This window comes from Azoarcus sp. KH32C (assembly GCF_000349945.1).
GTDB lineage: Bacteria > Pseudomonadota > Gammaproteobacteria > Burkholderiales > Rhodocyclaceae > Aromatoleum.
Genome location: NC_020516.1, coordinates 3,970,724 through 3,996,426, shown reverse-complemented (window position 1 = coordinate 3,996,426; position 25,703 = coordinate 3,970,724). Strand labels below are relative to the sequence as shown.

The following is a 25,703-nucleotide window of genomic DNA, read 5'->3' as shown; positions in this document are numbered from 1 at the left end:
GGGCAGGGGCGGCGGCGGGCCGTCGCTTGACGCTTACCCTGGCGTTCGCATGCGGGTTTTGCGTCGCGGCCGGGCCGGACTGGCGCGAGGAGCGCTGGGTCGTCGAGGAGTTCACGCACGTGCTCGGCGGCGGCCCGGAAGGCGGTCCGCTGGCGCAGGCCGGCGGCGAGGTGTACGCGCTCTGCGGCGACCATGAAGGACGCCTGTTCCTCGCCAGCGGCCAGTTCATCGATATCGTCACGCCCGACGGCATGCGCAGCCATCTCGCCGGCACCGGCGAGCCGGGTTATCGCGACGGCCCGGCGCATCAGGCGCAGTTTCGCCTCGGATTCAATGCGTATTACGGCGCGCACAACATCGCCTGCGGCCCGAACGGCGTGTTCGTCCCCGACGGGGGCAACCGCGCAGTGCGGCGAATCTACAAGCGCGATGGCGTGTGGCAGGTCGAGACCTGGGCGGGAGGCGGTGCGCGCAGGACCGGAACCGGCGATTCGGCTGGCGCGAAGGACATGCGTTTCAGCGGAACGATATCGCTCGCCGTCTCTCCGTCCGGCGAAGTGACGGTCGCGGACGACGGCGGCTATTACCGCGTCAGCGCGGACGGCAAGTCGATCCGCTATCTCGGGCCCTGGCCCCAATCCACGTCGCGCAACCCGGACCGCCCGCCGAAGCTCAACATCATGATGGGCGACGCCGATGCGCACGGCGTCGTGTATTTCGTGTCGCGGACCCCGGATTTCGTCATCCGTATCGACCCGGACGGGACCGCCACGCACCTGGCGGGCCGCTTCGTCGAGGTCGCGACGCGGCTCTCGATCGGCGATGGACCGCCACGCGAAGCCTTCTTCGACACGCCGACCAGCATCGCCGTGCAGCCCGATGGTTCGGCCGCCTATGTGTGTGGTGGCGACGAGTACGACATCCGCCGTGTGCCGACGGATGGCAATGGGACGACGGCGACGCTGATGAACAACGGGCGATGGGGAATCGCATCCATCCATCCGAACCGCAGTCGCGGGGCGGCCGTTGTGAAACCGAACGCGACGGGGCGGCTGCGGCCCGACGGCGAATTGACCGACCTGATGGTGAGTCATCTGGTCGGACGCGACGCGCAAGGCAACCTCTACGGGGCGATCAACTTCTGGACCGGCATGACGCAGTACGTCGAAGGCCGGGGCCTGCTCGGCACGCGGCTTTTCCGGCTGCGGCGCGAAGCGGCGGGGGGACGGTCATGAGGATCGCGGTAATGGGGGTGGCCGCGGGCGCCTTGCTGGCGACCCTATGCCTCGCGCCGGTCTGCCGTGCCGCCCCGTCCGAGGCCGTGGTCCTGCCCGCCCCGGATGCGCGCCCTGCCGTGAATCCGGAGCTGGCATCCGACGGTCAGGGGCATTTCCTGCTGGTATGGCAGCAGGGCCGCAATTACTTCGAACAGCAGGAATCGGACGTCTACGCACTGCGGCTCGACGCGACGGGCCATCCGGTCGGCGGCCCGATCCCCGTGTGCGTCGAAAAGGGCGGGCAGGACAAGCCGAAAGTCGTGTTTGCGGACGGACTCTTCTTCGTCGTTTGGCATGACTTCCGGAACGGGCGTGACTGGGATGTTTATGCGGCGCGTATCGATGTCGACGGCACGGTACGCGATCCCGGCGGGGTCCTGATCGCCGGCGGCGCGGGCAACCAGGCGAGTCCCGCCGCCGCTGCCTTGCCCGGCGGCGCGATGGTGGTCTGGCAGCATTACGCCGACCGCCGCTACGAAATCCAGGCTGCGGTCCTCGGCACGTCCGGAAAGCCGTCGAGCCCGCGTCCGCTGGCATTCGGCGGCGATACGCTGGTCGGCGGCGATCCTTCCGTCGCGAGCCTCGGCACGACCGTGTTCCTGGCGTGGAAGGACGAAAGCAAGTGGACGGCCGGTAGCGTCGAAGGGATCATCACGCGCTATTTCGCCCGCATCCGCGTGACCGGCGGCAAGTTCGAGGTGCTCGACCTCGAGCGCTCGCCGACGCCCGCGCTGGGGCGCTACGACGGCCGTTTCGCGAGCGGCGCGTCCGCCACCGCGCTCTATGCCGCATGGGGCGACATCGGCCGGGGACGGCGGGTCCCGCTGGGCGCCGTCTTCAGCGCCCGCTCGGCCGTCGCGGAGACGAATCCCAATCCGGAAGCCGGCCAGCGGATTTCGGCCTGGGACCCCAAGCAAGCGCTGGCGCTGTTTTCTGCCCGCTGGCAGATCGACGGGCCGGTCGCGGGAGCCTACGGCGACAACCTATTCCTGGTCGCCGCGCGCGAGGCACCCAGCATCAAACCCCCCTATGTGAGCCGCATCGTCGGTGCCCGCTTGTCACCCGCGGGTGCGCGACTCGACGAGCCGGAGAAATTGCTGGTCCTCCACGATACCGACAAGGCCGTCGCGAACCCGGCGCTCGCCGCCGGACCGGACGGCTTCGTGCTCGTGTTCCAGCAGGACGACGGACCGGGAGGCCAGCGGCTGCTTGCGAAGAACGTGAGGTTGCGATGATTGCCGTGCTGCGAACCTTGTTCGGAATGCTGCTGCTGTCCTTCCTGCTGCCCGCCGCTGCGCTCGACGTTCCGCACGCGCCGGCGGGCAGCGCCTACGAGTGGCGCGATGGCCAGTTCTCCGTGCCCTTGACGATCAAGGACAATTCCGGCGTCGAGCGGCGCAGCTGGCCGGTCACCACCGGCGTGCCCTTACCCTACGGCGTGCTGCAGGACCCGGGCGAACTGCGTCTCGTCGATGAAAACGGCCGTGAAATCCCCTTGCAGACCGAAGTGCTCGCCCGCTACTGGGCTCGCGACAACTCGATCCGCTGGGTGCTGCTCGATTTTCAGGTGAATGTGTCGCCCGGTGGCAAGACGGTCGTCTTCCTCCAGAACAAGAAGCCGGCACAGGCAATCGTCGATCCGGTACGCGTCGACGAGGAAGGCGACGCGATTGTTGTGAAGACGGGGCAACTGACGGCGCGCGTGTCGAAGAAGGACGGCTCGCTGTTCAAGTCGGTGAGCATCGACTCGCGCGAAATCCTTCGCGGCCAGGCGGAGGACGGCCCGTGGCTGCGCTCCGGGGCCGTCGACCGGATGGAGCACGACACCGGCTCGGGCTGGAATACGCATGGCTGGAACAAGACGCAGAATGTCGAGAAGGTCGATATTGCCGAGTCCGTCTACCGGGGCGCGCCGGTCGAGGTCAGCGTCGAGACGCGAGGGCCGATGCGCAGCGTCGTGTTGATCCGCGGACGTCACATGCCCGGCAAGTCCGGCCGCGGCGTCCTGCGCGAGGGCATGTACAACTACACGACGCGGCTGCACTTCTATCGCGGACAGGGCTTCGTCAAGGTCGAGCATGCAGTCGAAAACTCCGACCGGACCCCGCCGCTCCACAACTACCTTTTCCGCGAAGCGGGCCTTTCCCATTCGCTGCGCCTGGAAAACGACGCGGTTGTGACCGGCGGCGGCTTTCAGGCTGACGGGGGGCTCCCCGCCGTCGGGAGCGTGCGCGTCGGCGGAGGCCTGCAGGCCTGGCTTTATCAGGGCGAAGCGCGGTCCGAGATGAAGTACGGTCGGCAGGTGGTCGGCGAGGGCGGTTACCAGCTGGGCGCGGGCCGCGACGGTGCGGTCGACAAGCCCGTCGCCGCGGGCAAGCGCGGGCGCTTCCTCGACGTGTCGGATGCCGGCGGGGGCGTCGCGGTGATGATGCGCTACCTGTGGGAGCACGCGCCGCGCGCGATCGGCGCATCGTCCGACCGCCTGCAGGTGGTGCTGCAGGCCGACAGTCCGGGCCATGCGGAGCCGAAAGATGGCTCGCGTCCGGAATACGATCTCGACTTCGGGCGTCGGCAGGTCCATGACGCGCTCTATTACTTCCATCGCGGTGATGCCCGGAGCGCCCGGGTCGCCGACATCGCGGAGGCCTTCGAATACCCGCTCTTCGCGTTAGCGCCTCCCGCGTGGTATTCGGATTCCGAAGCCTGGTACTTCGAGATCGCCCGTTCGCCGGCCGATGCGCGGCGCAACAGGGGAGCAGGCGGAGGCGGCGGGGACGGGCACTGGATACCCAACGGCGCAGGCATCAAGCGTCACGGCGAAAACAGCAGCTACAACTCGGGCGGCCACCACGACAGCCTGAGTTCGGGCTGGCTCGATTTCCTCAGCTCGGGCCAGCTGTCCGATCTGGAGAAGAACCTCGCCTTCAGCCGCTGGACGATCTCCCAGAACCCGGGCTGGGCTTACCGCGACAACCGGATCCGCTTCGGCGAAGGGACGCAGCGGCTGACGGCCGTCGACCGGGCCCTCAACGACTGGAACGTGTTGGCCGGCTTCGGTCCGAAGGACTTCTACACGTGGCAAAGCGAGCGGATGAAGGACGTGCCGACGCCGCGCGGGCCGGAGAAGAGGCCGGTCGGGGGATGGAGCTATCTGAACGGGTACAAGATCCTGCCGGACATGGAGCACTACGCGCTGTTTCGGCTGTTCGAGTACTACTACCTCTTCGGCGACCGGCGCGCGCTCGACGCGATCTACGGCTTCGTGAACTGGGACCTCAACTTCCAGCACATCAACCTCTTCAACGGCAAGATGCAGCCGCTGACAAGGACCGACTACTTCGAGAAGGATCCGGACGCCCTCTGGCGCGGACATTACTCCCGCGTCTATACGTGGATGCTGTACACGAATCTCGCGGGCTTCCAGGCCACGGGCAGCCCCGTGTTCGACGAGTTCGCCCGCTGGCAGGTGCGCCGCCTGCTCGCCCTGCTGCGCAACCGGCACGGGCAGCTGACCAGTCCCGCGCGCGAGGAGCAGCTGGTCGGCAAGGTGCTCGAGCTCTTCAAGGCGAGCCCGGTCGCCGTCTCGAAGACGCAGACCTGGATGGAAGCGCAGGGCGTGCTGGCGCTGCACGAGGCCTACAAGACCTATGGCGACGAACGCATCCTCGACGGCCTGTGGGGCCAGGCCGACTACTTCGCGCACCACGTGCTGTTCTATCCCAAGCTCGGGATGCTCAACAACTGGACGACGATGCCCTCGCAATACATCGGCGAGGAGGAAAAATCGGTGATGCCGCAGCGTCATGACCACATGTTGCAGGCCTTCCCCTACCTGTACCACTACACCGGCTGGCCCGAGATCCGCCAGCGCTACGAGTCGCTCGTCAATTCGCCGCGCGACAGCTGGGTTGCTCCGCCCTTCACGCAAGTGATCGCGTGGGAACGCGAGAACGTCGCCAAGCGCTCGACGACGCCACCGGACGCGATCACGGATCTGCGCGTGGTCCGTGTCGCGCGCACCGGCGTCACACTGAGCTGGACTGCGCCGAAGGATGACGGCCCGACCGGGCGTGCGGAGCGCTACTTCGTCAAGTACAGCGACAAGCCCATCGTCGAGTTCGCGCCGACCGACAACCCGCAGCGCGCTGCCGAGAAGCAGCGCGTCGTCACCGAGGTCGAAACTGCCATCCTGTCGCGTCAGAAGAACGGCAAGATCGACCTGCGGATCATGCCGGGCGACTTCAGCAACGAGCGCTCCGGCCCGCCGCAGGTCAGTCCGGACTGGGGCAAGGTCAACGCCTTCTGGATGGCCGAACACGTCGCCGGCGAGCCGACGCCCGGGGCGCCGGGCGCCACCGAAACCTTCACGATGCACGAGCTGCTGCCACACGAGGCCTTCGGAGCGCCGGTCCAGCCGACGGTGGAAAACCTGAAGCCCGGCACCTACTATGTCGCGATCTGCTCCTGGGACGCCGACCGCAATCTGAGCCGTCTGTCGAACGTCGTGCGCTTCGAGTGGAAGTGAAAGGAGGGGGCAATGCTATTTAACTCCTACCCTTTCCTGCTCGCCTTCCTGCCGATCACGCTGCTCGGCTTCTTCGTCCTTGGCCGCCTGGGAAAAGGCGTCGGCGCGGGCTGGCTCGCCGCCTGTTCGCTCTTCTTCTACGCGTGGTGGGACTACCGCTACCTGGCGCTGCTGCTCGGATCGATCATGGGCAACTACCTCGCCGGCGGATACATCGCGCGGCACGCGGGCGCGCTTAAAGGGCGGCGCGCGCTGACGCTCGCGGTGGCCGCCAACCTGCTGCTGCTCGCCTACTACAAGTACGCCGATTTCTTCGTCGCCAGCCTCAACGCGGTGACCGGCGGCGGCATCCCCTTGCTCGGCGTGATCCTGCCGATCGGAATCTCGTTCTTCACCTTCACGCAGATCGCGTTCCTCGCGGACGCGTATGCCGGCAAGGTCACCGAGTACCGCTTCGTCTATTACCTGCTCTTCGTCACCTACTTTCCGCATCTCATCGCAGGGCCGGTCCTGCACCACAAGGAGATGATGCCCCAGTTCGACGAGGACCGTAATTACCGACCCGATGCGTCCAGCATCGCCATCGGCGTGACGATCTTCACGATCGGCCTCGCGAAGAAGGTGCTGATCGCGGACAGCTTGGCCGACTACGCTACGCCGGTCTTTTCTGCGCAGGCGGAGGCTCCGTCGCTGTTCATCGCGTGGGGCGGTGCGCTGGCCTACACGTTCCAGCTCTACTTCGACTTCTCCGGTTATTCGGACATGGCGATCGGCCTGTCCCGCCTCTTCGGCGTACGCCTGCCGCTCAATTTCAACTCGCCCTACAAGGCCTCGAACATCACCGAGTTCTGGCGCCGCTGGCACATGACGCTGTCGCGCTTCCTGAAGGACTACCTGTACATCCCGCTCGGCGGAAATCGTCACGGCCCGCTACGGCGCAAGGTGAACCTGATGATCACGATGGTGCTGGGCGGCCTATGGCACGGCGCCGGGTGGAACTTCGTGATCTGGGGCGCGCTCCACGGCTTCTTTCTCGCGGTGAATCACGCCTGGCAGGACGCTTCCGGAAGGATTCCCGTCCGTCTCCCGCCGCGTCTCGCGCGTGGCCTCGCCGTCTTCCTGACCTTCCTGTGCGTGGTGTTCGCATGGGTGTATTTCCGCGCACCCGATCTCGGCACCGCCAACCGCTTCGTCGTCGGCATGCTCGGCGGGTGGGGCGCCGCGCTGCCGGAGTCGATCCTGTCGCATCTCGGCCCGCTCAGGTCCGTGCTCGAAGGGCTCGGTGTCGCGGGCTATCTGGGCGGCGGGGCCGCCTTTGCCCAGACGTGGCTGTGGGTCGCTGCCGGTGCGTCGATTGCCTTCCTCGCTCCGAATACGCAGGAGATCATGGGCCACTTCGAGCCCGCATTGTCCAGCGGGGCGCTGCGGCCGGCACGGACCTTCGTCTGGCAGGCGCGTCGGCGTGACGCGGTCGCCGTCGGCCTGCTGCTGGCCCTCGGCGTGCTCGCCCTCAGCCGTCCCACCGAATTCCTGTACTTCCAGTTCTGATGAGCGCGCCCATCCATTCCTGGGGAAGCTACCTGCGCTGGACGCTGGCGACTCTCGTCCTTGTCGTCGCCTCGGCAGGCGCGATCAACGTCGCCATCGACCCGCAGGGCGTCTTCGATTCCCCGCGCGTCGCCGGCCTCAACGCCGTCAAACCCTATCTGGACCATCACCGCGAACTCGCCCGCTGGCAGGCCGCCCGCCGCGTGTGCGCTTCCGCCGGCATCTTCGGCAACTCACGCGCCGAAATCGGCTTCGATCCGGAAAACGAAGGCTTCGCGAGGCGCGGCCTATCCGCGTTCAATCATGCAGTTCCGGGGACGAGCGCCGAATTGAGCCTGCGCCAGATCAACTGGCTCGATGCGGCCGGCTGCATGCCGAAGACGGTCGTGCTTGGCGTGGAGTTCTTCGACTTCCTCGGCGGGGCGCGGCCACGCCCGCTCGCCGCGCGTCCAACCGAACCGGCCCCGCGCCCCGATCTGCGCTTTCTCGCCGAGTCCGTCTTTTCGGTCAGCGGCTTGCGCGATTCGCTGGATACCATGCTGCTGCAGCACGCGAGCTACCCGGCCACGCTGACGCCGCGCGGCTTCAATCCGCTGCTCAACTACATCCCGGAAGTGGCGCAAAACGGGCATTACGTGCTGTTCCGCCAGCGCGCGGAGGAGAACGTCCGCAGCTGGCTCCGCAAGCCCCGCAGGCTGCAGCCCGTCGAAGGCGGAGCGTCCGAAAACGAGCAGGTGCTGGACGCGATTCTCGCCCGCAGCGCCCGGGCCGCCGCGACGACCTATCTCGTGATCTATCCCTATCACGCCGAGATTCGCATGATGCTCGAGCGGCTCGGCATGGGCGAGCTCTTTGCGGAGTGGAAGAAGTCCATCGTGGCCATCGCCGCCCGGCACGCGGCCGCAGGCGGGCGGGTCGAGGTGTGGGATTTCAGCGGCATCGCGCCGGAGACCCTCGAATCCATTCCGGCGCGCGGCGACCGCCGCACCCGGATGCAGTATTACTGGGAGGCCGGCCACTTCAAGAAGGCGCTCGGCGATCGCGTCCTCGCCCGCCTCCTCGGCGACGAGAACGGCTTCGGCGTCCGCCTGGACAGCTCGAATGCGGACCGATGGATCGCGGAAGATCGCGCCCGTGTGCAGGCGCTGCTCGCCGAACCCTCGCCGCTGCTTGCTGAGGTCGATGCGGTTCTGGAGCGTTACGCGAGTCGCTGACGGCTTAAGCGGCGACGCGCCGCCGCCTCAGTACCGGATCGCGCTCCATCCACTCGCGCAGCTCTGCCCACAGGCGGCTCACTTCGATCGGGTGGTCTTCGGCAAGATCTCGCGTGCATCCGGGATCGGCGATCACGTCATACAGCGCCAGCCGTTCGCCCGACTCCAGCGGCTGATAGACGAGCTTCCAGCGCCCGTCGCGCACCATCCGGTCCTTTGCGAGCAGCACGATGTCGTGATACTCGGCCTTGATCGCGAGCGCGCCGCTGGCGTCGTCCGGCACGTCGAGCAGTTGCAGCAGATCCGGGTAACTGAGGTGCCGGCTCGGCAGGCCGGGCATCGGGGCAATCCAGATTCCCGTTTCGTTGAACGCCTTGAGCTTCAGGTCGACGGCGGGATCCTGCATGGCAGCCAGGACCGAGTGGCCGTCGCACTTCACCGACGGCGCCTCCAGGAGTTCGAGCAGCGTCGGCATGATGTCGATGGTGCGCACCACCTGATCGACCTGTCGTGCGCGTGCGTTGCGTGGGTCGGAGATGATTAGCGGAACGCGGGCGCTGAAGTCGCCGAGCGCCGAGTTCCCCTGTCCCCAGGTGCCGTGCTCGAAGAACTCCATGCCATGGTCGCTGTAGAGCACGACGATCGTGTTCTCGGCGAGACCGCAATCCTCCAGGTGCCGCATGACCCGGCCGACTTCGTCGTCGAACTGCGACACGCAGCCGTCGTAGAGTGCGAGGATCTGGTCGAGGTCGAATTCCTCGCGCGGTTCGCCTTGCCGCCGGATGATTTCGAACGGGTCCGTCACCCGTGCCATCGCGAACTTGGACGCGCCCTCGTAGCTGGAATCCGAATGGCGCAGGTAGTAGGGATATTCGGAGGCGAACGGCGGGTGGGTCGTCGAGTAGAAGGTGTTGAGCATGAAGGGCTCGCCGGTGCTTCCGAGGCGGGAGATCAGGCGGCGGGTCCGTTGGCCGAGCTGCGTCGTCTGCGGTGCGCCACCCAGGAAATGGACTTCCGGAACCAGCAGGCGCCCCACGCGGTTGTGCAGGAAGACCGACAGGAACAGGCGGATGTCCTTCGGCCCCTGGCGGATCAGGTACTTGAGATTCCACTGGTCTTCCGGGAGGTCGAGGACATCGAAACCCAGGGAGAATTTGCCGAGATCGGAGCCGCACCAGTCGGAAACGGCAGCCGTCCGGTAGCCCAGCGCACGGAGGATTGTCGGCAGTGCTGGGATTTCAAGCTGCGTGTCGTGATCCGGGACGAAATTGTCGCGGATCCCGTGCGTATGCGGCCAGGTGCCGGTAAACAGCGAGATCAGGCTCGGCGCGGTCCGCGCGCAGGGCACGTAGCAGGCGTCGAAGCGCGTGCCACGCTTCGCCAGTGCGTCCATATTCGGCGTCAGCGACTGTCCGTTCCGCATTGCGCCGACCCGGTCGGCTCGCAGCGTGTCCGAGCCGATCAGCAACAGGTTTGGACGACCTCCACTCCGATGTCTCGATACCGTGCCTTCGGGTTCCCATAGAGCGAACACGAACGCGCCCCAATAGCCTGCGGTAAGGCTCGCCACCGCCGCCGCCAGCGTCCGATGCCCCTGGGTCGCAAGCAGGCCGATGAGCGCTCCGACGACCACCGCAACGCAGGCCACGGCGACCGTGTCCGTTTGCGCAAGCTTGTAGGTCGACAGCAGGCGCCAGAGCCGGTGCAGCCGGTCCGTGCGGTATTGCCAGGATGCGACGATGAGGCCGGGATTCACGACGAGAGTGCGGCACGTCAGGTACGCGGACGCGAGGGCCAGCGTCAGAAATCCGCCGATACCTGCGAGAAAGGGGCTTGTGATATTCGGCGCGTCGTCCAGAACGGTCGCGATGACTGCCCCCGGCAGCGCGCAGAACAATCCGACGCCGAAGGTCCACAAGCCGAGGCGTGCCATCGCGAATGGAAAGTAGGCGCGATAGCGATCCACGATCTCCGCGCGCAGTTGCGGGCCGGTCTGGGAAAAATCGACCACCGACTTCACGATCAATGACAGGGCGAGCAGGGCCGCCACGACGACGGCCGGGATCAACGCGTCCGTGAGCCGGGACTGGCCCAGTCTCGCCGCAAGGGCGAAACCGGTGATGGCGATGACCGCGGACAGCACCAGGCCGGTCTGCATCGGCAGCCACGGCAGGCGGGCGCGCCGGCGTCGATGCCGGGCCGCTTCACGCATGCCGCTCATCTCGCCGAAGGCGGAGGCGAGCCGGACGAGGTAGAAGCGCCGCGGCTGGGCGCGCAGCGAGAGCACGCAGCCCCGCGCGTAGCCCGCCACTTTCCGCCACATATACAGCGGGACTCCGCTTTCTGTGCGGCGGAAACGCATCACCGACTTGGAGCGCTGGAATCCTTTGCGCAACAAGTACGAAAGGGTCAGCCGCTCGCCGTCGACGTAGTGGTACTGGACCATGTCCGGCGCGTAGCGCAGGATCGCGCCGCCGCGCAGCGCGCGCCGCACCCACTCGAGGTCCTCGCCGCCGCCGAGATTGTGCCCGGTCGGTCCCAGTTCGGTCAGGAAGGGGCCAGTGGCGCGGATCACCCGGGTGTGGGCGACGAGGTTTCCGCCGCCGGGGATCGCGCCGTCGATGTCGACCTGCATCGGCTTGCCGCCCTGGTCGTAGCGCGGCACGGGCAGCGGGTAGATCCGGTACGGGCCGTCGTCATGAACCCACTCCGGCTCGCTGCCGTCCCAGTCGGGCAGAATGCGGCCGCAGATCAGTCCCGCCCCGGGCCATTGACGGACCGCGCGCGCGACTGCGACGAGGTAGGCTTCGTCGACGCGATGATCGTCATCGACGAAGGCGACGACATCGCCGGCGATCTGGGGCAGGGCGCGATTGAGCGCATGCGACTTGCCAGGCGTCGGCTCCGCGATCCAGTCGAGCGGCAGCACGTCGTCTTTCTTCTGGTAAGCGTGAAGAAAATCCGGCGTACCGTCGGTGCAGGCGTTGGCGACCACCAGGATGCGCACGTCCGTGTCGGGCGGGCGACGGGTGGCATTCAACGAGGCGATGACGCGCTCGAGAAGGTCGACGCGGTTGTGCGTACAGATCAGGACCGTCAGGGACAACCTGGGCAGCGTGGTCTCGTCGCTGTTCGTCATGTCGCGGGCACCCGCCTCATCCGGTTCCTCGTCATACCCGTTGCCCTCGCAGAATGGCCAGTGCAAGCCCGATTGCCAACCTTCCCCGCGCGGCCGGTGCCAGGCACAGCGCGGTCAGGGCATCGCGCAGCGCGTCCGCGCGCCTGCCCTCGCGATAGGCCCACTTCGCATAGTCGCAAAGCGTTCCCGCGTAGGCGCTACGCCAGAAGCCGCTGCGCAGGTCGGAGGGGAGCAAATCGCGGTTCTTGCGGATCATCGCCAGAGCCCCGAGGCGCATCGTCGCAAAGTTGCGGCTCACGCTGTCGGGGCGCCGCAGCACCACGACGAGCGGCTCGTCGATGCAGGTGAACCCGCCGTGCGCGGCAAGGCGCATCCACAGGTCGGTATCCTCCGCGCCCGCCAGCGACTCGTCGAAGCCCCCGAGCCTGACGACGAGATCGCGTCTCGTGAGCACCGCCGAGGCGCCGCCTGCGACCGCCGAGTGATTCCGGAAGACGTCGGCGATCCGGACCGTCCTTCCGCTGGGGCCCCGCCATTCGCCGATCTTCGTGCCCTGGGGATCTTCCAGTGTCGCCACGGCCGCGCAGAATGCGAGCTCGGTCTGCGCCTCGAGCACCGCGACCTGCCGGGCGAGCTTGTCCGGCAGCCAGCGGTCGTCTGCGTCGAGGAAAGCCAGGTAGCGTCCCCGTGCGGCGCGAATGCCGGCGTTGCGCGCACTGCTCATGCCGCCGTTGGCTTGTGTGATGACCCGTATGGAGTCTTCATACTTCGCGAGCACCGTGGCCGTGTCGTCGGTGCTACCGTCGTCCACAACGATCAGCTCGAAGTCGCGGAGGGACTGCGCCAGCACGCTGTCGATCGCTCGCCCGACGCACCACGCGGCGTTCCACGCGGGGATCACGACGCTGACCAACGGCTGCTCAGTCATCGGCGTCATAGCCCATCTCGCGCATCAGCGGTGCGATCATCGGCAGGATGCGCTCGATGGCCGCCGGGTTGTTCTCCTTCCACTTCTGCTTCTGCGGGACCCCTTTCACGACACTCGTCGGACGCGAAGCGAGGCTCGCGCAGCGCTCTTCGATGCGCTTGTCGAAGGGCAGCCCGAGACGCTCGAAGGCCTCGCGGAACATCGCGACCGGCCGCTCGAAGATGTCCTCGTAGCGCAGTGCGATCCACTGCTGCGGTGGAATGTCCCGTGCCGCATCGAGCGCAAGGCGGTTCGCCATGAGCCACTGGTACGCACACACTTCCTCGAGGCTCGCCCGGTTGTAGTCGCGCCAGCCGGGCGGGAGGAAGAAATGCCATTCGCGGAACTCCCCGCCGTTGATCTCCACCGGCTCGGGGGAGGGGCCGAACTGCTTCTGCAGGCCGAAGCCGCCGTCGCGGCGACCCAGTCGCCAGCCATCGATCATCGAGCTGATATTGTCGCGACCGTCGCGCTGGATGAAGACGAACTTGGCCTGCGGGAAGAGCGCGTGCAGGTAGGGCACGCGCAGCGTGTTGATGCAGGTCTTGTCGAGCACCGGCCCGGCGCCGAGGCGCGCGTAGAAATAGGCCATGGCCCGGTCGCGATGCTCGGTGCGCGCGTTCGTCGCGTCGGCGGCTTCCGACTCCCAGCCGTTCGTCAGCGGGCCGTACAGGCCGTCCCAGAATTGCGGCAGCTCGTAATCGAAGTGCAGGAAGTGGCCGGACGCGGCGATGGTCTCGAAGGTGACCGTCGTACCCGAGCGCGAGCAGCCGATCACGAAGACCGGATCGGGCATTGCAGGCCGCATCACGGACCACGCGAATTCCCTGGCCCGCCACCGGAGCAGGCGCAGGTTCTTTTGCCGAATCTCGGGATCGAGCAGCTTCGGCAAGCTCGCGAGTTTCGGCAAACCGCGCAAGATCGGGTTCTGCGCCTGCATGGGCTTGGGCTGCGGTTCGGTCATGAGCCTATTCCTTCCCCCGCTGCCCGTAGCCCACGAGGCAGCCGAGGGCGTTCGTCGCGTTCATCGCCTGCCGCAAGGCACCGGGCCGCCCGGCGAGCTGCATGCGCAGCGCGGTAAGGCTCTGGCGGAGGAACTGGGAGACGAGGAAGGGCGGCATCCCGAGCACCGTGCGCGAGTAGGGTGGCAACTGGTAGCGTCCGCGGCGCAGGCCGGCGTGGTAATGCAGCTTGAGGAAATAGGCGCGCTGCAGACGCCACGGCTCGACTGCGTGGAGCACGGCCATCCCCGGGCAGTAACGGATCCGTGCGCCGCGTTCGAGCAGCGCGCGCAGCATGATCCCGTCCTCGCCTCCGCCGATCGCGCTGCCCTTGCGGTCGTAGCGCTTGTCGAAGCGCAGCTCAGTCGCGTCGCGGAAGAGTCTCATCGCGTAGGCGATGTTCGCGGTCCAGATCGGCGTCGAGTCGTCGGTGATCCAGAAAGCATCCGGACCGTGATCGACCGCCGCGAGAAAGCCCAGCAACTCGTCGCCGAGCCAGGCCGGCCGTGCGTGCTGCGAAAAGTCCATCGCGACGCGTCCTCCGGCGCAGTCGGCGCCTTCGTCGAGGATCGCATGCGTCGCCGCTTCGAGCAGGCCGGGCAAGGGCGTCTCGTCGTCGTCGATGAAGACCATGATGTCGCTATCGAGCGATTCCTCGATCGCCCGGTTGCGGGCCGCGACGATGCCCTGCGTGGTTTCCGTGACCCAGCGCAAGGGCGCGCCCGGCATCGCGGCGAGCCGAGCGAGCACGTCTGTCGTCGCATCGCGGCTGTTGTTGTTCACCGCGAGGATCTCGAAAGGAATCGGACAGGTCTGCGCGCGCATCGCCGCCACCAGCGCTTCGAGGCGGTCGGCACGGTTGTAGGTGCAGAAGGCGTAGGTCAGGATCATTTCTCGACCCCCGCCACATCGCCCGCGAGCGCGCGGATCAGCCATCGGTGCAAGGATTCGGGGAGCAGGGCGGGCAGCATGTATTTCCAGTCCGCCATCGAGCCGTAGTGTTCCTTCATGACGACACGGAAGATCTGGCGCGCCGCGCCGATGTCGCGCTTCCAGTAGCTCTCGTAACCGCGCAGCAGCAGCTCGCCGTCGGTGAGCCGCCGGATGCGCTCGGCGCCCAAGTGCGCGAAGCGCTCGGGGTGACGCTGCAGGTAGCGACGCTGCACCCGCCAGTGCGTGATCGCCGCGCGCGCCCTATCGTTCGATGCCTGCACTCCGTTATGGAAGTGGTAATAGGCGAGCACCGCCGGCACGCGAACGATCGGCGAGGGGATTGCCACTTCGAGCCACAGCGCGAAGTCCTCGGCATTCTTCAGCCCCGGCTCGAATCCGCGCGCAGCCTGCACGGCGTCGAGGCGCGCAAGCACCGCATGGATGGGCCAGCGGCAGCGGGCAAACAATGCTTCAGTCTTCTCGGGCGTCTCGTAGTCCGGTGGAACGAAGGGCTCGCCGCGTCCGCCCGTCTGCCCGAGGTTCTGCCACCCGCAATACGCCAGCACCGCGTCCGGCCGCGCGTCCGGCCGCGCGTCGAGTGCCGCATGCATCCGGCTCAGGAAATCCGGATGCCAGGTGTCGTCCGCATCAAGGAAGGCGACGCAGGTGCCGGTCGCCTGGGCGAGACCCGCATTCCGGGCCGCGCTGACGCCCTGGTTATGCTGGTGGACGACGCGGATCCGCGGGTCGGTCTGCGCCTGAAGCCACGCCAGCGTCGCATCGCTCGATCCGTCGTCGACCGCGATCAGCTCCCAGTCCGCGAACGTCTGCGCGAGCACGCTCCTGACGCTGCCGGGCAGGTGCGCGACGGCGTTGTAGCACGGCATGATGATCGACACGCTCGGCGCCACGTCGTCTGCCTCCGTCTAGGCCATCGCCCGTCGCATCGCGTATTGCGCGACGATGCGCCACGACGCGTCGTTGCTGCCGAAGCTCAGCTTGCGCGCGAGGCTGCTCGGCGTGTCGCTATTAAAGATCGACAGACGCCGCAACTGCAACGGATTGCCGTCGCGCAAAGCCCAGCCCGTGCGCGTCGTGCAGGCGGCGCGATAGCCCGCGCGGCGGACGGCTTCCTCGCAACGTTCGTCGAAGAGGCCATACGGATAGGCGAAGCTCTCGACCTCACTGCCCAGCACATCCTCCAGGGCGGCCTTCGAACCGGACAGCTCGTCGCCCAGTCGGCCATCGTCGAGTTGCGGCAGGCGTGCGTGAGTGACAGTGTGCGAGGCGATCTCCATGCCCGACGCCGCCATCTCGCGCAAGACGTTCGCCGACAGCATCCGGCCCGACGGTTGGCCCTCGTCGGACCACTGCGGGGCCTGCCCGATGCTGCCCGTCACGATGAACCAGGACGCGCGCATCCCGCGCCGCGTCAGCGCTTCCCAGGCGGCGACGTTGTCGCTGTAGCCGTCGTCGAAAGTGATCACCACGGTCCGCTCCGGATAGCCGTTCCCCATCGCGACCAGTTCGCCCATCGTCAGCGTCGTCCAGCCTTCGGCCGCCAGGAAATCGAGCTGGCTGCAAAACTGCTGCAGCGACGCCGCCCAAGGCCAGGCCGGTTTGCCGGGACTCGCGGCGACCGAGTGATACATCAGGATCACGGCATAGTCGTGGCGCGATCGGCGATGTATCAGGCGCGAGATCGGGTCGACCATGTCAGTACCCCCACTGCCGCATTTCCCCGCCGAGCCAGTACCGCAGCAGGCCCCGCTCCCAGCGGCTGAGATCGGACGTGTCCCGGCTGACCCAGTCGACCTTGCTGGTTTCGGCAAAGTCCGCAGGTGGCCGGGTCTCGATCTCAAGGTAGTCCATCAATTTGTCGCGCAGCGCCGGCTCGGCAACAAAATCTTCGTAGCGCAAGGTGAGGCCGAAATCCGCGTCGCGGAACTGTGCGGAACGCAGCCGCCAGTGTTCCGCGTAGTAACGCAGCGTCGCGTGTCCCGGCGGGTGGCCCATCCAGTTGCGGCGCTTGATCGAGAGCATCACCGCGAACGGGTCCCGGACCAGGAAGACGAACTTCGCGTCCGGAAACAGCGTGCGCAGACAGCGCGCCGTTGCCAGATCGCAGCGTGTTTCCTTGATCCCAAAGCGCGGGTAGCCGAGCTCCCCCGCTCGCGCGCCATACACCCTGAGCAGCATCGCGCGCAGCTCGCCTGCGATGTCCATGTAGGGCGGGCTCAGGTTGGCGATCCACTGCCCGGCATGCTCGGATTTCGGGGCCGCGACGAAGGCACGGAAAGCTTCCTCGCCTTTGCCTCCGCCCGTTCCCCCTGGAAAGCGCCGCGCGCTCGGCGCAGTGATCTGATCCCACCCGCCCAGCGCATCGCGCAACGCATCGAGCGCACCGCCCGTCTCGCCCCACACCAGGACTTCCCCGGACGCCGTGACGTAGCGCTGCACGAGCGTGCTGCCCGAGCGCCAGGACGACGACAGCACGAACACCGGTTTGTCGAAGTTGCTCATGCGCTCATGCCCATCGGGATTTGCTCAGGTGGTGCTGGGTTTGCGCGCGAGGCGCAGTCTGGCCTTCCAGCGAAGCTGCTCGGTGCGCAGCGCATCGATCGGCAGGTAAAGAAAGCACAGCCCGTACACGAGTCCTCCGACAGTTGCCGTCAGCATCAAGTAGATAACTTGGCTCTTTTGCGCGATTTCGCCCGTGAAATGCTGCACAGCCGTCAGCATGCCGATGAGAATCGCATTGAGTACGACAGCCGGCTGCAATGCCGCGAAAAGGGCGCCCCAGCTAGCTTTCAGGCAGCGCGAAGCGAGCACGTACATATGCAACGCGTTGTAAATGGAGACCAGCAGGACGGCGATCGAGACACCGGGCAGGCCGTAGGGCAGGGCGGTGAGGGTCGCGAGGAGAATCATGACTAGCAGGACGGCCTGGACGACGAGCTCGCGTTCCAGCCAGTTGCGCGCCGCGAGCACGGCCCCCGAGAGATTCGCGACCGTCAGGAAAGGACCGGCGATGGCGATCATCGCGAGCGGCGCGGCCGCCTCCGCCCATTTCACTCCATACAGCACCGTCACCAGCGAATCGGCGAGCCAGAAAGCGCCGACGTAGAAAGGCGTTACATAAACTGCGACGAGGCTCAGGCTGCGAAAGAACAGGTAGCGCGACTTGTCGAGATTGTCCTGCTCCTGCGCCAGCGCGCGGAACAGCACCTGATACACGGAGGCCGTCACCAGCGCCTGCGGCATCCGTGCGAGACTGTCGCCCTTGTTGAACAGGCCGACCGCCGCCGGTCCGAGCGTCTTGCCGAGGACGAAGTTCGTCCCCTGGTTGCGCAAATACGCCACGATGTCGTTGAGAGAGACGAGCATCCCATAGCGCGCGACACCTCGCGCCCGTGCGACGTCCAGCGACAGCGCCGGGCGCCAGCGCGTGAAATGCATGAGCAGCGCCATGCTGCACAGCGAGCCGGTCAGTCCGCCGAGGATCAGGCTCCACACGCCGTAACCATGCCAGGCCATCCCGATGCTGACCGCACTCGACACCAGCAGGGTTGCAATGCGCACGACCGTCTGCGCCTTGAAGCGCATGTCGCGATGCAGGATGCTGCCGGGCAGGTTCACGAAAGGCCGGATGACGAAGGTCAGCGCCGACACGCGCAGCAGCGAGGCATAGAGCGGCATGTCGTACCACTGCGCGAACCACGGGGCGGCGGCGTAGAACAATGCGTAGATCGCGCATCCGATCGCGAGCTGAAGCGTGAACACCACGTCGATATGGCCTTGCGTCACCTCGGGTGCCCGTACCAGGCCCTGGCCCATCCCGCCGCCCGCAACGAAGCCGGCCAGCCCCGTGAACACCTGGATCGTCACCAGCATGCCGAAATCCTCGGGCGCCAGCAGTCGCGCGAGGACGATGCCGAAGGCGAAGGTCAGGACCTGGCTGCCGGTGTTGCCGACGAAAAGCCACAGCGCACCGCGCCGGATCGAATCCCCGAGCGTCACCGACAAGCTCCCATCAAGCGCCTCATCACCGGAGTCCGGCCAGATCGAGCTTCAAGGCCCACACCGTGGGCGCCGTGCCCGAGGCCCCTGCGACGAGCAGGAACACCTTGTGGCGGGTGTCGTAGGCCATCATGAAGTTCATCCCGAGTGCGGGCATGTCCCCCTCCGGCAGGCGAATGTAGCGGTTGGCATCGGGATCGTAGACCAAGCTGCTGCTCGATTTCGCCCCGTGCGCCCGCTCCTGACCGTTCGGCTGTTGGTCGAACTCGGTGTTGCCCGGTACGAGCAGGAAAACGCCCTGATCGCGGTCGAAGGCGACGGGAAAGTACTGGCTGCGCGGCGCGGCATCACCCCCTGGCTTTCTCTCTTCCCAGCGGCCCGGCGTGCCCGGCTGCGGCCCCGGCGTGTAGATCCACACCTCATTGATATTGCGGTAGTCGCCGAATACGGCGAAATTCCCGCGTCGGCTGTCATACACCAGACTGTAATGCATCTGATGATGGCTTTCCTTCGTCGCCTGGACCCAGGTGTGGCCTCCGTCACGCGGAACCAGCTCCCAGATTCCCCAACGATAGGCGACTGGGACGCCGCGGCGCTCGTCGTAGGCCGCCGCGGCACCGAAGAATTTCGGCGGGGCTTCGCCGCTGTCGGGGAGCATATGCCACTGCCGTTCGGCCTGGCTGTAGAACCAGGTCGGATGGATCCTCGCCTCCGGGATCTTCTTGCCGATCGGATTGTGCTCGGGCCGCGCGGCCACGATCAGGCCGTCGCGTTGCGGATCGTAGGCTAAGCCGCCGTAGGTGTGCATCGCCCAAGGCTGGAGATCGGGCCCGCCCGCAACCGCACGCCCCTTGTCGTCCGCGCGATAGCTCGTCTGCGGTGCGGGCGGTGTGTGCGTCGTCCAGCGCAAGGTGGCTGGATCGAATTCATGCACGCTGTCGTCCCAGTCGAGGCCGTGAGTGTTCGATCCGAAGATCAGCAGCGTGCCGCGCTTGCTGTCATAAGCAAGGCCCGCGTGGCCCTGGCGGGTCCAGCCGGAGACCGGCGCCGTATCGAGCTTGACCCAGCGATTCGGCGTGAGCTTCAGTAGATCCGGATTGGCTTCGCTGGCCGGGGAGCAGCCGACGGACACTGTCAGCGTCGCCGTCACCAAACCGATGACAAGACGATTTCGGAACGCATCGTCGACAACTCCAAGCATCGACCACTCCGCAAGCCGTTCGGGACGAACCGGTGCCCCAAGCATAACAAAGCTTGGCTCCGGCAATATTTCGTTGCCTGGCCTTCGGCGCGATGTTTACACGAGCACTTCGATCGCCGGCGGATGGCCGAGGAAGGCCTGCGGACTTGCGCTCGCGCCATAGGCGCCGGACTGGAAGATCGCGACCAGGTCGCCCGGCTGCGCGTCCGGCAGCGCCATGCGATCGGCGAGCAGGTCGAGCGGCGTGCACAGCGGGCCGACGACCGTCGCGACGGTGTCCGCCGCCGCGTCGGCGCGATTGCCGATCGCCGCCGGATAGTTCTTGCGGATCACCTGCCCGAAATTGCCCGACGCCGACAGGTGGTGATGAAGTCCCCCGTCGCACACGAGAAAGACCTGTCCGCGCGACACCTTGCGGTCCACGACGCGGGTGACGTAGATCCCCGCTTCGCCGACGAGATAACGCCCGAGTTCGATCACGAGCTTCGCATCCGGCAGGCGGCGGGCCGCGTCGTCGGCGATCCGCGCGAGGTTGTCGGCGATCGGCTCCAGGTCGAGCCGGGTTTCGCCCGGAAAGTAGGGGATCCCGAAGCCGCCGCCGAGATTCACGACGCGCACTGCAGCCGGTGCCGCTTCGCTCAGGCGCAAGGCCAGTTCGAAGCTCTTCTGCTGCGCCTCGACGATCGCCTCGGCCCGCAGATTCTGTGAACCCGCAAAGAGATGGAAGCCCTCGAAGGCGAGGCCGAGGCGGCCGATTTCGGCGAGCAGCGCCGGCACGGCCTCCGCATCGATGCCGAAGGGCTTCGGTCCTCCACCCATCTTCATGCCCGAGCTCTTCAGCTCGAAATCCGGATTCACGCGCACTGCAACCCGCGCCGGCCAGCCGAGGCGCGCCGAAATCTCCGCGAGCCGCCGCGCTTCGGTTTCCGATTCGACGTTGAGCAGCACGCCCGCCGCGACGGCCTGTTCGAGTTCGGTATCGCGCTTGCCGGGACCCGCGAAGCTGATGTCGATGGGATCGCAGCCCGCGTCGAGCGCCACTTTCAGTTCGCCCGCAGACGCCACGTCGAGCCCGTCGACGAGCCCCGCCATATGCGCGACCAGCGCCGGCATCGGATTTGCCTTCACCGCGTAGTGCAGCTCGACCGCGTCCGGCAGCGCCCGGCGCAACTCCGCGACGCGCGCGTTCAGCAGCTGCCGGTCGTAAGCGTAGAACGGCGTCTGTCCGACCCGCGCCGCAAGCCGCGAAAGCGGCAGGCCGCTGACGAGCAGTTCGCCGTTCGCGATCGGGAATTGCGTCATCGGCGCATGGACGGGGGCGGGCTTGGCGGGCGTACTCACTGCGTGGCTTCCTTTTCCAGATACTCGGCGGCGAGCTGCTTGCGGTCGATCTTGCCGTTCGGGTTGCGCGGCAGGGCGCCCACGCGGACCTCGATGCGCGCTGGCACCATGTACGCGGGCATGCGCGCGCGGCAATCGGCGAGCAGGCCGGCGGTGTCGAGTTCGGCTCCCGCGGGCGCCGTCGCGACGATGCAGATCGATTGACCGAGGGTCGGGTGCGGCAGGCCGAAGGCGACGCATTCGCCGACCTTGCCGGTGCCGTAGAGAATTTCCTCGACTTCCGTCGGGCTCACCCGATAGCCCGAGGTCTTGATCATCTCGTCGCGCCGCCCGACGAAGTAGAGGAAGCCCTCCTCATCGCGCCGCACGGTGTCGCCCGAAAAGACCGCGATCTCGGCGATCGTCAGACCCGGCTCGCGGCCACCGATGCCCGCCGGCAGGGGCTTGAAGCGCTCGGCCGTCTTCTCCGGATCGTTCCAGTAGCCCATTGCGACCAGCGCCCCGCGCTGCACCAGTTCGCCCGGCTCGTTCGGTGCGCACTCGGTGCCGTCCTCACGCAGCACCAGTACTTCACTATTCGGAATCGCCTTGCCGATCGAATCCGGACGGACATCCGCCTGCTCAGGCGGCAGATAGGTCGCCCGGAAGGCCTCGGTGAGGCCATACATCAGGAAGGGGCGGGTGCGCGGCAGCTTGGCCCGCAAGGCCTTCAGCGTCTCACCGGGCATGCGCCCGCCGGTATTGGCGATGTAGCGCAGGTGGTCGGTGACGCCTTCCGGCCACTGCAGGCCGGCGAGCTGGATCCACAGCGGCGGCACCGCCGTCAGCCCCGTCACCCGTTCGCGCACGACTGCGTTCACTACGTCGCGCGGCAGCAGGTAATCGATCAACACGACGCGCGCGCCGGCGTGGAAGGCCGTCGTCAGCTGGGAGAACCCGGCATCGAAGGACAGCGGCAGCGCCGCCAGCAAGCTGTCTTCGGCATTGTTCTCGAGGTATTGCGCGACGCTGCGTGCGCCGGTGACCATGTTTCGGTGTGACAGCACGACCCCTTTCGGGCGACCGGTGCTGCCCGAAGTGTAGAGAATCGCCGCCATGTCGGTGTCGATGACCCGGTGTCCCTCGCGTGCGGCTGCCGTGCTCAACTCGCTCCAGCGGTGCACACTCGCCCCCTGCACCGCGGGGAGCGCTTCCGGCGACCCGACGAGCACGACCTGCCGCAGATCGTGGCAGTGCGGGATCACGGCTTGCAGAGCCGCAAGGCGTTCGACGCTGGTGACCAGTACGCGCACGTTGCAGTCGCGCAGGATATGCGCCACCTGTTCGCCCTTCAGTAGCGGATTCAGCGGCACGAAAACGCCGCCGGCGGCTGTCGCGCCGAAGGCCGCGGCCACGAATTCCATGCGTTTCTCGAGGTAGATCGCGACGCGCTCGCCGCGCGCGATACCCAGTTCGAGCAGTCCGGAGGACCATGCCGCGCATTGCGCGGACAGCTCCGCATAGCTCAAGGCTTCCTTGCCGCGCGTCAGCGCGGTCCGCGCGCCGTCACGGGCGGCGGCGGTCTCAACGAGTTGGTGGAGCAGGACGGCGCTGGTCATCATGTCTCGGGGGAATGCATTGATGCAGGTCAGGAACGCTCGATGGGCAAGTATAATGCCCTCGCCCCCTGTCCGGACCGGCGGGATAGACTGCGATTATCGGTGAAACGAGGTTTATTGCTTTGAACATTCAGCAACAGGTTTTGGTCCTGCTCGATGAAGTCCTGAGCCTCAACGGGCGCGGCCTGCAATTCGATGCGGATTCCCCGCTGCTCGGCAGCGTCCCCGAACTCGATTCGATGGCGGTGCTGGCGGTGATTCACGCGATCGAAGAACGTTTCGGCATCTCCATTCCGGACGACGAAATCGACGGCAGCTCCTTCGCGACCGTCGGCACCGTGGTCGACTTCGTCACGCGCCTTTCGCACGCCTGATCCGCGTCAGAACGGAAAGAACACCGGCACCAGGCCTAGCACCCCTGCGGAGTAGGTCAGGCTCACCGGCAAGCCGGCCTTGAAGTAGTCCGTCGCGCGATAACGCCCTGGCGACATCACCATCAGGTGCGTCTGGTAGCCGAAAGGGACCATGAAGCAGGCGCTGGCTCCATACGCGACGGCCATCACGAAAGGCGTCGGGTCGGCGTTGAATGCGCGCGCGGTCGACAGTCCGATCGGAAACGCGAGCGCCGCCGCCGCGTTGTTCGGAATGACCTCGGTGACGGCCAGCGTGATCAGGTAGACCCCCACGAAGGCGCCGTAGACGCCATACCCGTCGAAGATGCTGCGCATGGTGTCGGCGATCAGCTGCGCCGCGCCGGACGACTCCAGCGCCCGCGAAATCGTCAGCGCCGATCCGATGATCAGCAGCAGGTCGAAGGGAAAGCGGCGCCGCAACTCCGCCAGCGTCAGGATGCGCGAGACGAGCAGGACGGCCAGCAGCACCAGCAGGCTGTTCAGCAGCGGCCAGATTTCGGCTGCCGACAGGCCGATGGCGAGCGCAAAGCCGGCCAACGTGAAGACGCTTTGACGCGGAGTCAGGCGCGGCCGCAGCATCTCCCCGTCGAGCACGTGGAAGTTGCGCTCGATATTGCGATGCTGCGCGAAGTCGCCCCCCACCGCGAGCAGCAGGCTGTCTCCGACGCGCAAGGGAATCCGCCCCAGCTGTCCGCTCAGGCGTTTGTCGCCGCGCCGGATGCCTACGACCCCGGCGTCGAAATGCGAGCGGAAATCCACTTCGCGCAGCGTGCGGTTGGCGAGGATCGATTCGTTCGAAATCACGACCTCGACCAGGTTCGACCCCAGCAGCGTGTCGGCGCGCGTGCCAAATACATGCAGGCCGGGGAAGGCGTGCAGCGCCTGGACCTTTGTCATGTCCCCGGTGAAGACCAGGATGTCCCCTTCGCACAAGATCTCGTCCGGACCGACCGGCGAAATCAGCCGCTCCTCACGTTCGATCTCGAGCAGGAAGAGGCCGTCGAGGTTGCGCAGCAGGTTGTCCTCGATACTCTTCCCCGCCAGCTGCGAACCCGGCGACACCTTGGCCTCGAGAAAATACGCCTGTCGGCTCTTCTTCGATTCGGGTTTGTTTGCCGGCAGCAGGCCGGTGCAAAGCGTCATCACCGCGATGCAGGCCAGTGCAACGGGCACGCCGACCATGCTGAACTGGAACATCTCCAGCGGCGGCAGCTTCGCATCGACGACGAAGGAATTGACGACGAGGTTCGTCGATGTGCCGACCAGCGTGACGATGCCCCCGACGATCGCACCATACGACAAGGGGATCAGCAGCTTGGAAGGCGGCTGATGTCGCTGCCGTGAAATCACGCCGAGGAGGGTTCCGACGACGGCCGTGTTGTTGATGAAGGCCGAGATCATGCACGTCATCGTCGAGAAGCGCAGCACGGCCATCGACGGCCGCCCCTTCAGGATCAGTTCCGTGAGCCGGTCCAGCAGCGGCGAACGCTCCAGCGCGAGCGATACCTGCAGGAGTACGATCAGCGTGACCAACGCGGGATTCGAGTAGCTCAACAGCCAGTCGCGCTCGCTGACCAGTCCCGCGAGATGAAAGCCCGCCGCCCAGACCGTGAACAGCAGCGCCGTGGGCGAGCGCCCGCCCACCAGCAGCGCGAGCAGCAGGGCGACCGCCGCCAGGACGATGTACGCTGTCATCGGGTGTTCGGCAGGCAGCGGCTGGCGTCAGGCGCCGCTCGCGACGAAATGCGGATTGTCGAACCCCGGCTTTCCGTAGCGCAGCGGCGTGCCATCGAGCGTTTTCACGGTGCCGCCTGCGGCCGACAGGACCGCGTGTCCTGCCGCGATATCCCATTCCATCGTGCGCCCGAGGCGGGGGTAGAGGTCGGCTTCGCCCGCGGCGACCCGACACAGCTTCAGCGAAGACCCCGCGCTGACGAGGTTCGCGACCTTGCGTCCCGCGAGGAAGGCATCGAGCGCCTCCGCATCGCCGTGCGAACGGCTGGCCACCACCGTGAGCCCTTCCGCGGGCGGATGGCGGCACGTGATCGTGCGGCGCTCCTGGCCGCCTTCGACAAAGGCGCCGGCCCCATTCGCCCCGCCGTACAGCAGCCCCAGCGCCGGCGCGAGAACGACGCCCAGCACCGGTTCGCCGTGCTCGACCAGCGCGACATTGACCGTGAATTCCCCGTTGCGCTTGATGAACTCCTTCGTTCCGTCGAGCGGATCGACGAGCCAGAAGCGTTCGAAGACCTGCGGGATGCGTCCCGCGGCGACCGCTTCTTCCGCAACCACCGGGATTTCGGGCGTCAGCCGCGCCAATCCCGCGAGGATCACCGCCTCGGCGCGCTCGTCCGCCTCGGTGACGGGAGAGGCGTCATCCTTGCCGCGCACCGCGAAGTCCGTTTCATAGACGTCCATCACCACATCGCCGGCCTCGCGCACGATCCGGATCACGGCCTCCAGCAATTCGGTCCTCAATAGCTTGTCCGTCACGGTCGGGATTCCTCTCGATTGATATACTTGCGG

At 66.7% G+C, this 25,703-nt stretch carries 19 protein-coding genes; 6 read left to right on the top strand and 13 right to left on the bottom strand.

What is annotated here, in order from left to right; translation table 11 throughout:
- Positions 1-26: 26 nt before the first annotated feature.
- From AZKH_RS17850 to AZKH_RS17830, 5 genes are read left to right on the top strand one after another with little or no spacing between them, the layout of a single operon-like run.
- The gene (locus AZKH_RS17850) at positions 27-1,235 is read left to right on the top strand and encodes a hypothetical protein (RefSeq protein ID WP_041656356.1); all 1,209 of its coding nucleotides are present in this window, start codon (positions 27-29) and stop codon (positions 1,233-1,235) included.
- The gene (locus AZKH_RS17845; protein ID WP_015437190.1) at positions 1,232-2,512 is read left to right on the top strand and encodes a hypothetical protein; all 1,281 of its coding nucleotides are present in this window, start codon (positions 1,232-1,234) and stop codon (positions 2,510-2,512) included. Before AZKH_RS17850 ends, AZKH_RS17845 begins: the two co-directional genes overlap by 4 nt.
- Entirely contained in the window at positions 2,509-5,802 is a 3,294-nt protein-coding gene (locus tag AZKH_RS17840) for a hypothetical protein (RefSeq protein ID WP_015437189.1), read from the top strand. The genes AZKH_RS17845 and AZKH_RS17840 overlap by 4 nt, the downstream gene beginning before the upstream one ends.
- Positions 5,803-5,814: 12 nt before the next feature.
- Positions 5,815-7,350: an MBOAT family protein gene (locus AZKH_RS17835; RefSeq protein WP_015437188.1), complete on the top strand. Its 1,536-nt coding sequence runs from the start codon at positions 5,815-5,817 to the stop codon at positions 7,348-7,350.
- Positions 7,350-8,564: a hypothetical protein gene (locus AZKH_RS17830; protein ID WP_015437187.1), complete on the top strand. Its 1,215-nt coding sequence runs from the start codon at positions 7,350-7,352 to the stop codon at positions 8,562-8,564. The genes AZKH_RS17835 and AZKH_RS17830 overlap by 1 nt, the downstream gene beginning before the upstream one ends.
- A 4-nt stretch (positions 8,565-8,568) precedes the next feature.
- Here AZKH_RS17830 and AZKH_RS17825 read toward each other — a convergent pair whose 3' ends face one another.
- The 11 genes from AZKH_RS17825 to AZKH_RS17775 form a co-directional block, all read right to left on the bottom strand.
- Positions 8,569-11,703 carry a sulfatase-like hydrolase/transferase gene (locus AZKH_RS17825; protein ID WP_051071695.1) on the bottom strand — a complete coding sequence of 1,045 codons (3,135 nt, stop codon included), beginning with the start codon at positions 11,701-11,703 and terminating at the stop codon, positions 8,569-8,571.
- A gap of 31 nt (positions 11,704-11,734) precedes the next feature.
- Complete coding sequence (locus tag AZKH_RS17820; RefSeq protein WP_015437185.1) at positions 11,735-12,640, bottom strand: glycosyltransferase; 906 nt, start codon at positions 12,638-12,640, stop codon at positions 11,735-11,737.
- The gene (locus tag AZKH_RS17815) at positions 12,624-13,634 is read right to left on the bottom strand and encodes a sulfotransferase (RefSeq protein ID WP_015437184.1); all 1,011 of its coding nucleotides are present in this window, start codon (positions 13,632-13,634) and stop codon (positions 12,624-12,626) included. Before AZKH_RS17815 ends, AZKH_RS17820 begins: the two co-directional genes overlap by 17 nt.
- A 4-nt stretch (positions 13,635-13,638) precedes the next feature.
- Positions 13,639-14,562 (bottom strand): glycosyltransferase, encoded by a 924-nt coding sequence (locus tag AZKH_RS17810; protein WP_015437183.1) that lies wholly within the window; start codon positions 14,560-14,562, stop codon positions 13,639-13,641.
- On the bottom strand, positions 14,559-15,515 hold the full coding sequence (locus tag AZKH_RS17805) for a glycosyltransferase family 2 protein (RefSeq protein WP_015437182.1): 957 nt from the start codon (positions 15,513-15,515) through the stop codon (positions 14,559-14,561). The genes AZKH_RS17810 and AZKH_RS17805 overlap by 4 nt, the downstream gene beginning before the upstream one ends.
- Before the next feature lie 15 nt (positions 15,516-15,530).
- Positions 15,531-16,319, bottom strand: coding sequence for a polysaccharide deacetylase family protein (locus tag AZKH_RS17800; protein ID WP_015437181.1), 789 nt, complete (start codon positions 16,317-16,319; stop codon positions 15,531-15,533).
- Between the two features lies 1 nt (position 16,320).
- Positions 16,321-17,127 carry a sulfotransferase gene (locus AZKH_RS17795; protein ID WP_015437180.1) on the bottom strand — a complete coding sequence of 269 codons (807 nt, stop codon included), beginning with the start codon at positions 17,125-17,127 and terminating at the stop codon, positions 16,321-16,323.
- 24 nt (positions 17,128-17,151) lie between these two features.
- Positions 17,152-18,624 carry a lipopolysaccharide biosynthesis protein gene (locus tag AZKH_RS17790; protein ID WP_015437179.1) on the bottom strand — a complete coding sequence of 491 codons (1,473 nt, stop codon included), beginning with the start codon at positions 18,622-18,624 and terminating at the stop codon, positions 17,152-17,154.
- Between the two features lie 25 nt (positions 18,625-18,649).
- Positions 18,650-19,825 carry a hypothetical protein gene (locus AZKH_RS17785; RefSeq protein ID WP_015437178.1) on the bottom strand — a complete coding sequence of 392 codons (1,176 nt, stop codon included), beginning with the start codon at positions 19,823-19,825 and terminating at the stop codon, positions 18,650-18,652.
- A gap of 96 nt (positions 19,826-19,921) precedes the next feature.
- Complete coding sequence (locus AZKH_RS17780; RefSeq protein WP_172642502.1) at positions 19,922-21,127, bottom strand: pyridoxal-dependent decarboxylase, exosortase A system-associated; 1,206 nt, start codon at positions 21,125-21,127, stop codon at positions 19,922-19,924.
- Between the two features lie 35 nt (positions 21,128-21,162).
- A complete protein-coding gene (locus AZKH_RS17775) occupies positions 21,163-22,764 on the bottom strand; it encodes an acyl-CoA ligase (AMP-forming), exosortase A system-associated (RefSeq protein WP_041657500.1) in 1,602 nt (533 codons plus the stop codon).
- Positions 22,765-22,886: 122 nt separating this feature from the next.
- Between AZKH_RS17775 and AZKH_RS17770 the strand changes: the two genes are divergently transcribed.
- Positions 22,887-23,138, top strand: coding sequence for an acyl carrier protein (locus AZKH_RS17770; RefSeq protein WP_015437175.1), 252 nt, complete (start codon positions 22,887-22,889; stop codon positions 23,136-23,138).
- A 6-nt stretch (positions 23,139-23,144) separates the two neighbouring features.
- Here the strand turns inward: AZKH_RS17770 and AZKH_RS17765 are convergent, their stop codons facing one another.
- Both AZKH_RS17765 and cysQ read right to left on the bottom strand, forming a co-directional pair.
- Positions 23,145-24,872, bottom strand: a complete 1,728-nt coding sequence (locus AZKH_RS17765; protein WP_015437174.1) for an SLC13 family permease — start codon at positions 24,870-24,872, stop codon at positions 23,145-23,147.
- 27 nt (positions 24,873-24,899) lie between these two features.
- The gene (gene cysQ, locus AZKH_RS17760; RefSeq protein WP_015437173.1) at positions 24,900-25,670 is read right to left on the bottom strand and encodes a 3'(2'),5'-bisphosphate nucleotidase CysQ; all 771 of its coding nucleotides are present in this window, start codon (positions 25,668-25,670) and stop codon (positions 24,900-24,902) included.
- Between the last annotated feature and the right edge of the window lie 33 nt (positions 25,671-25,703).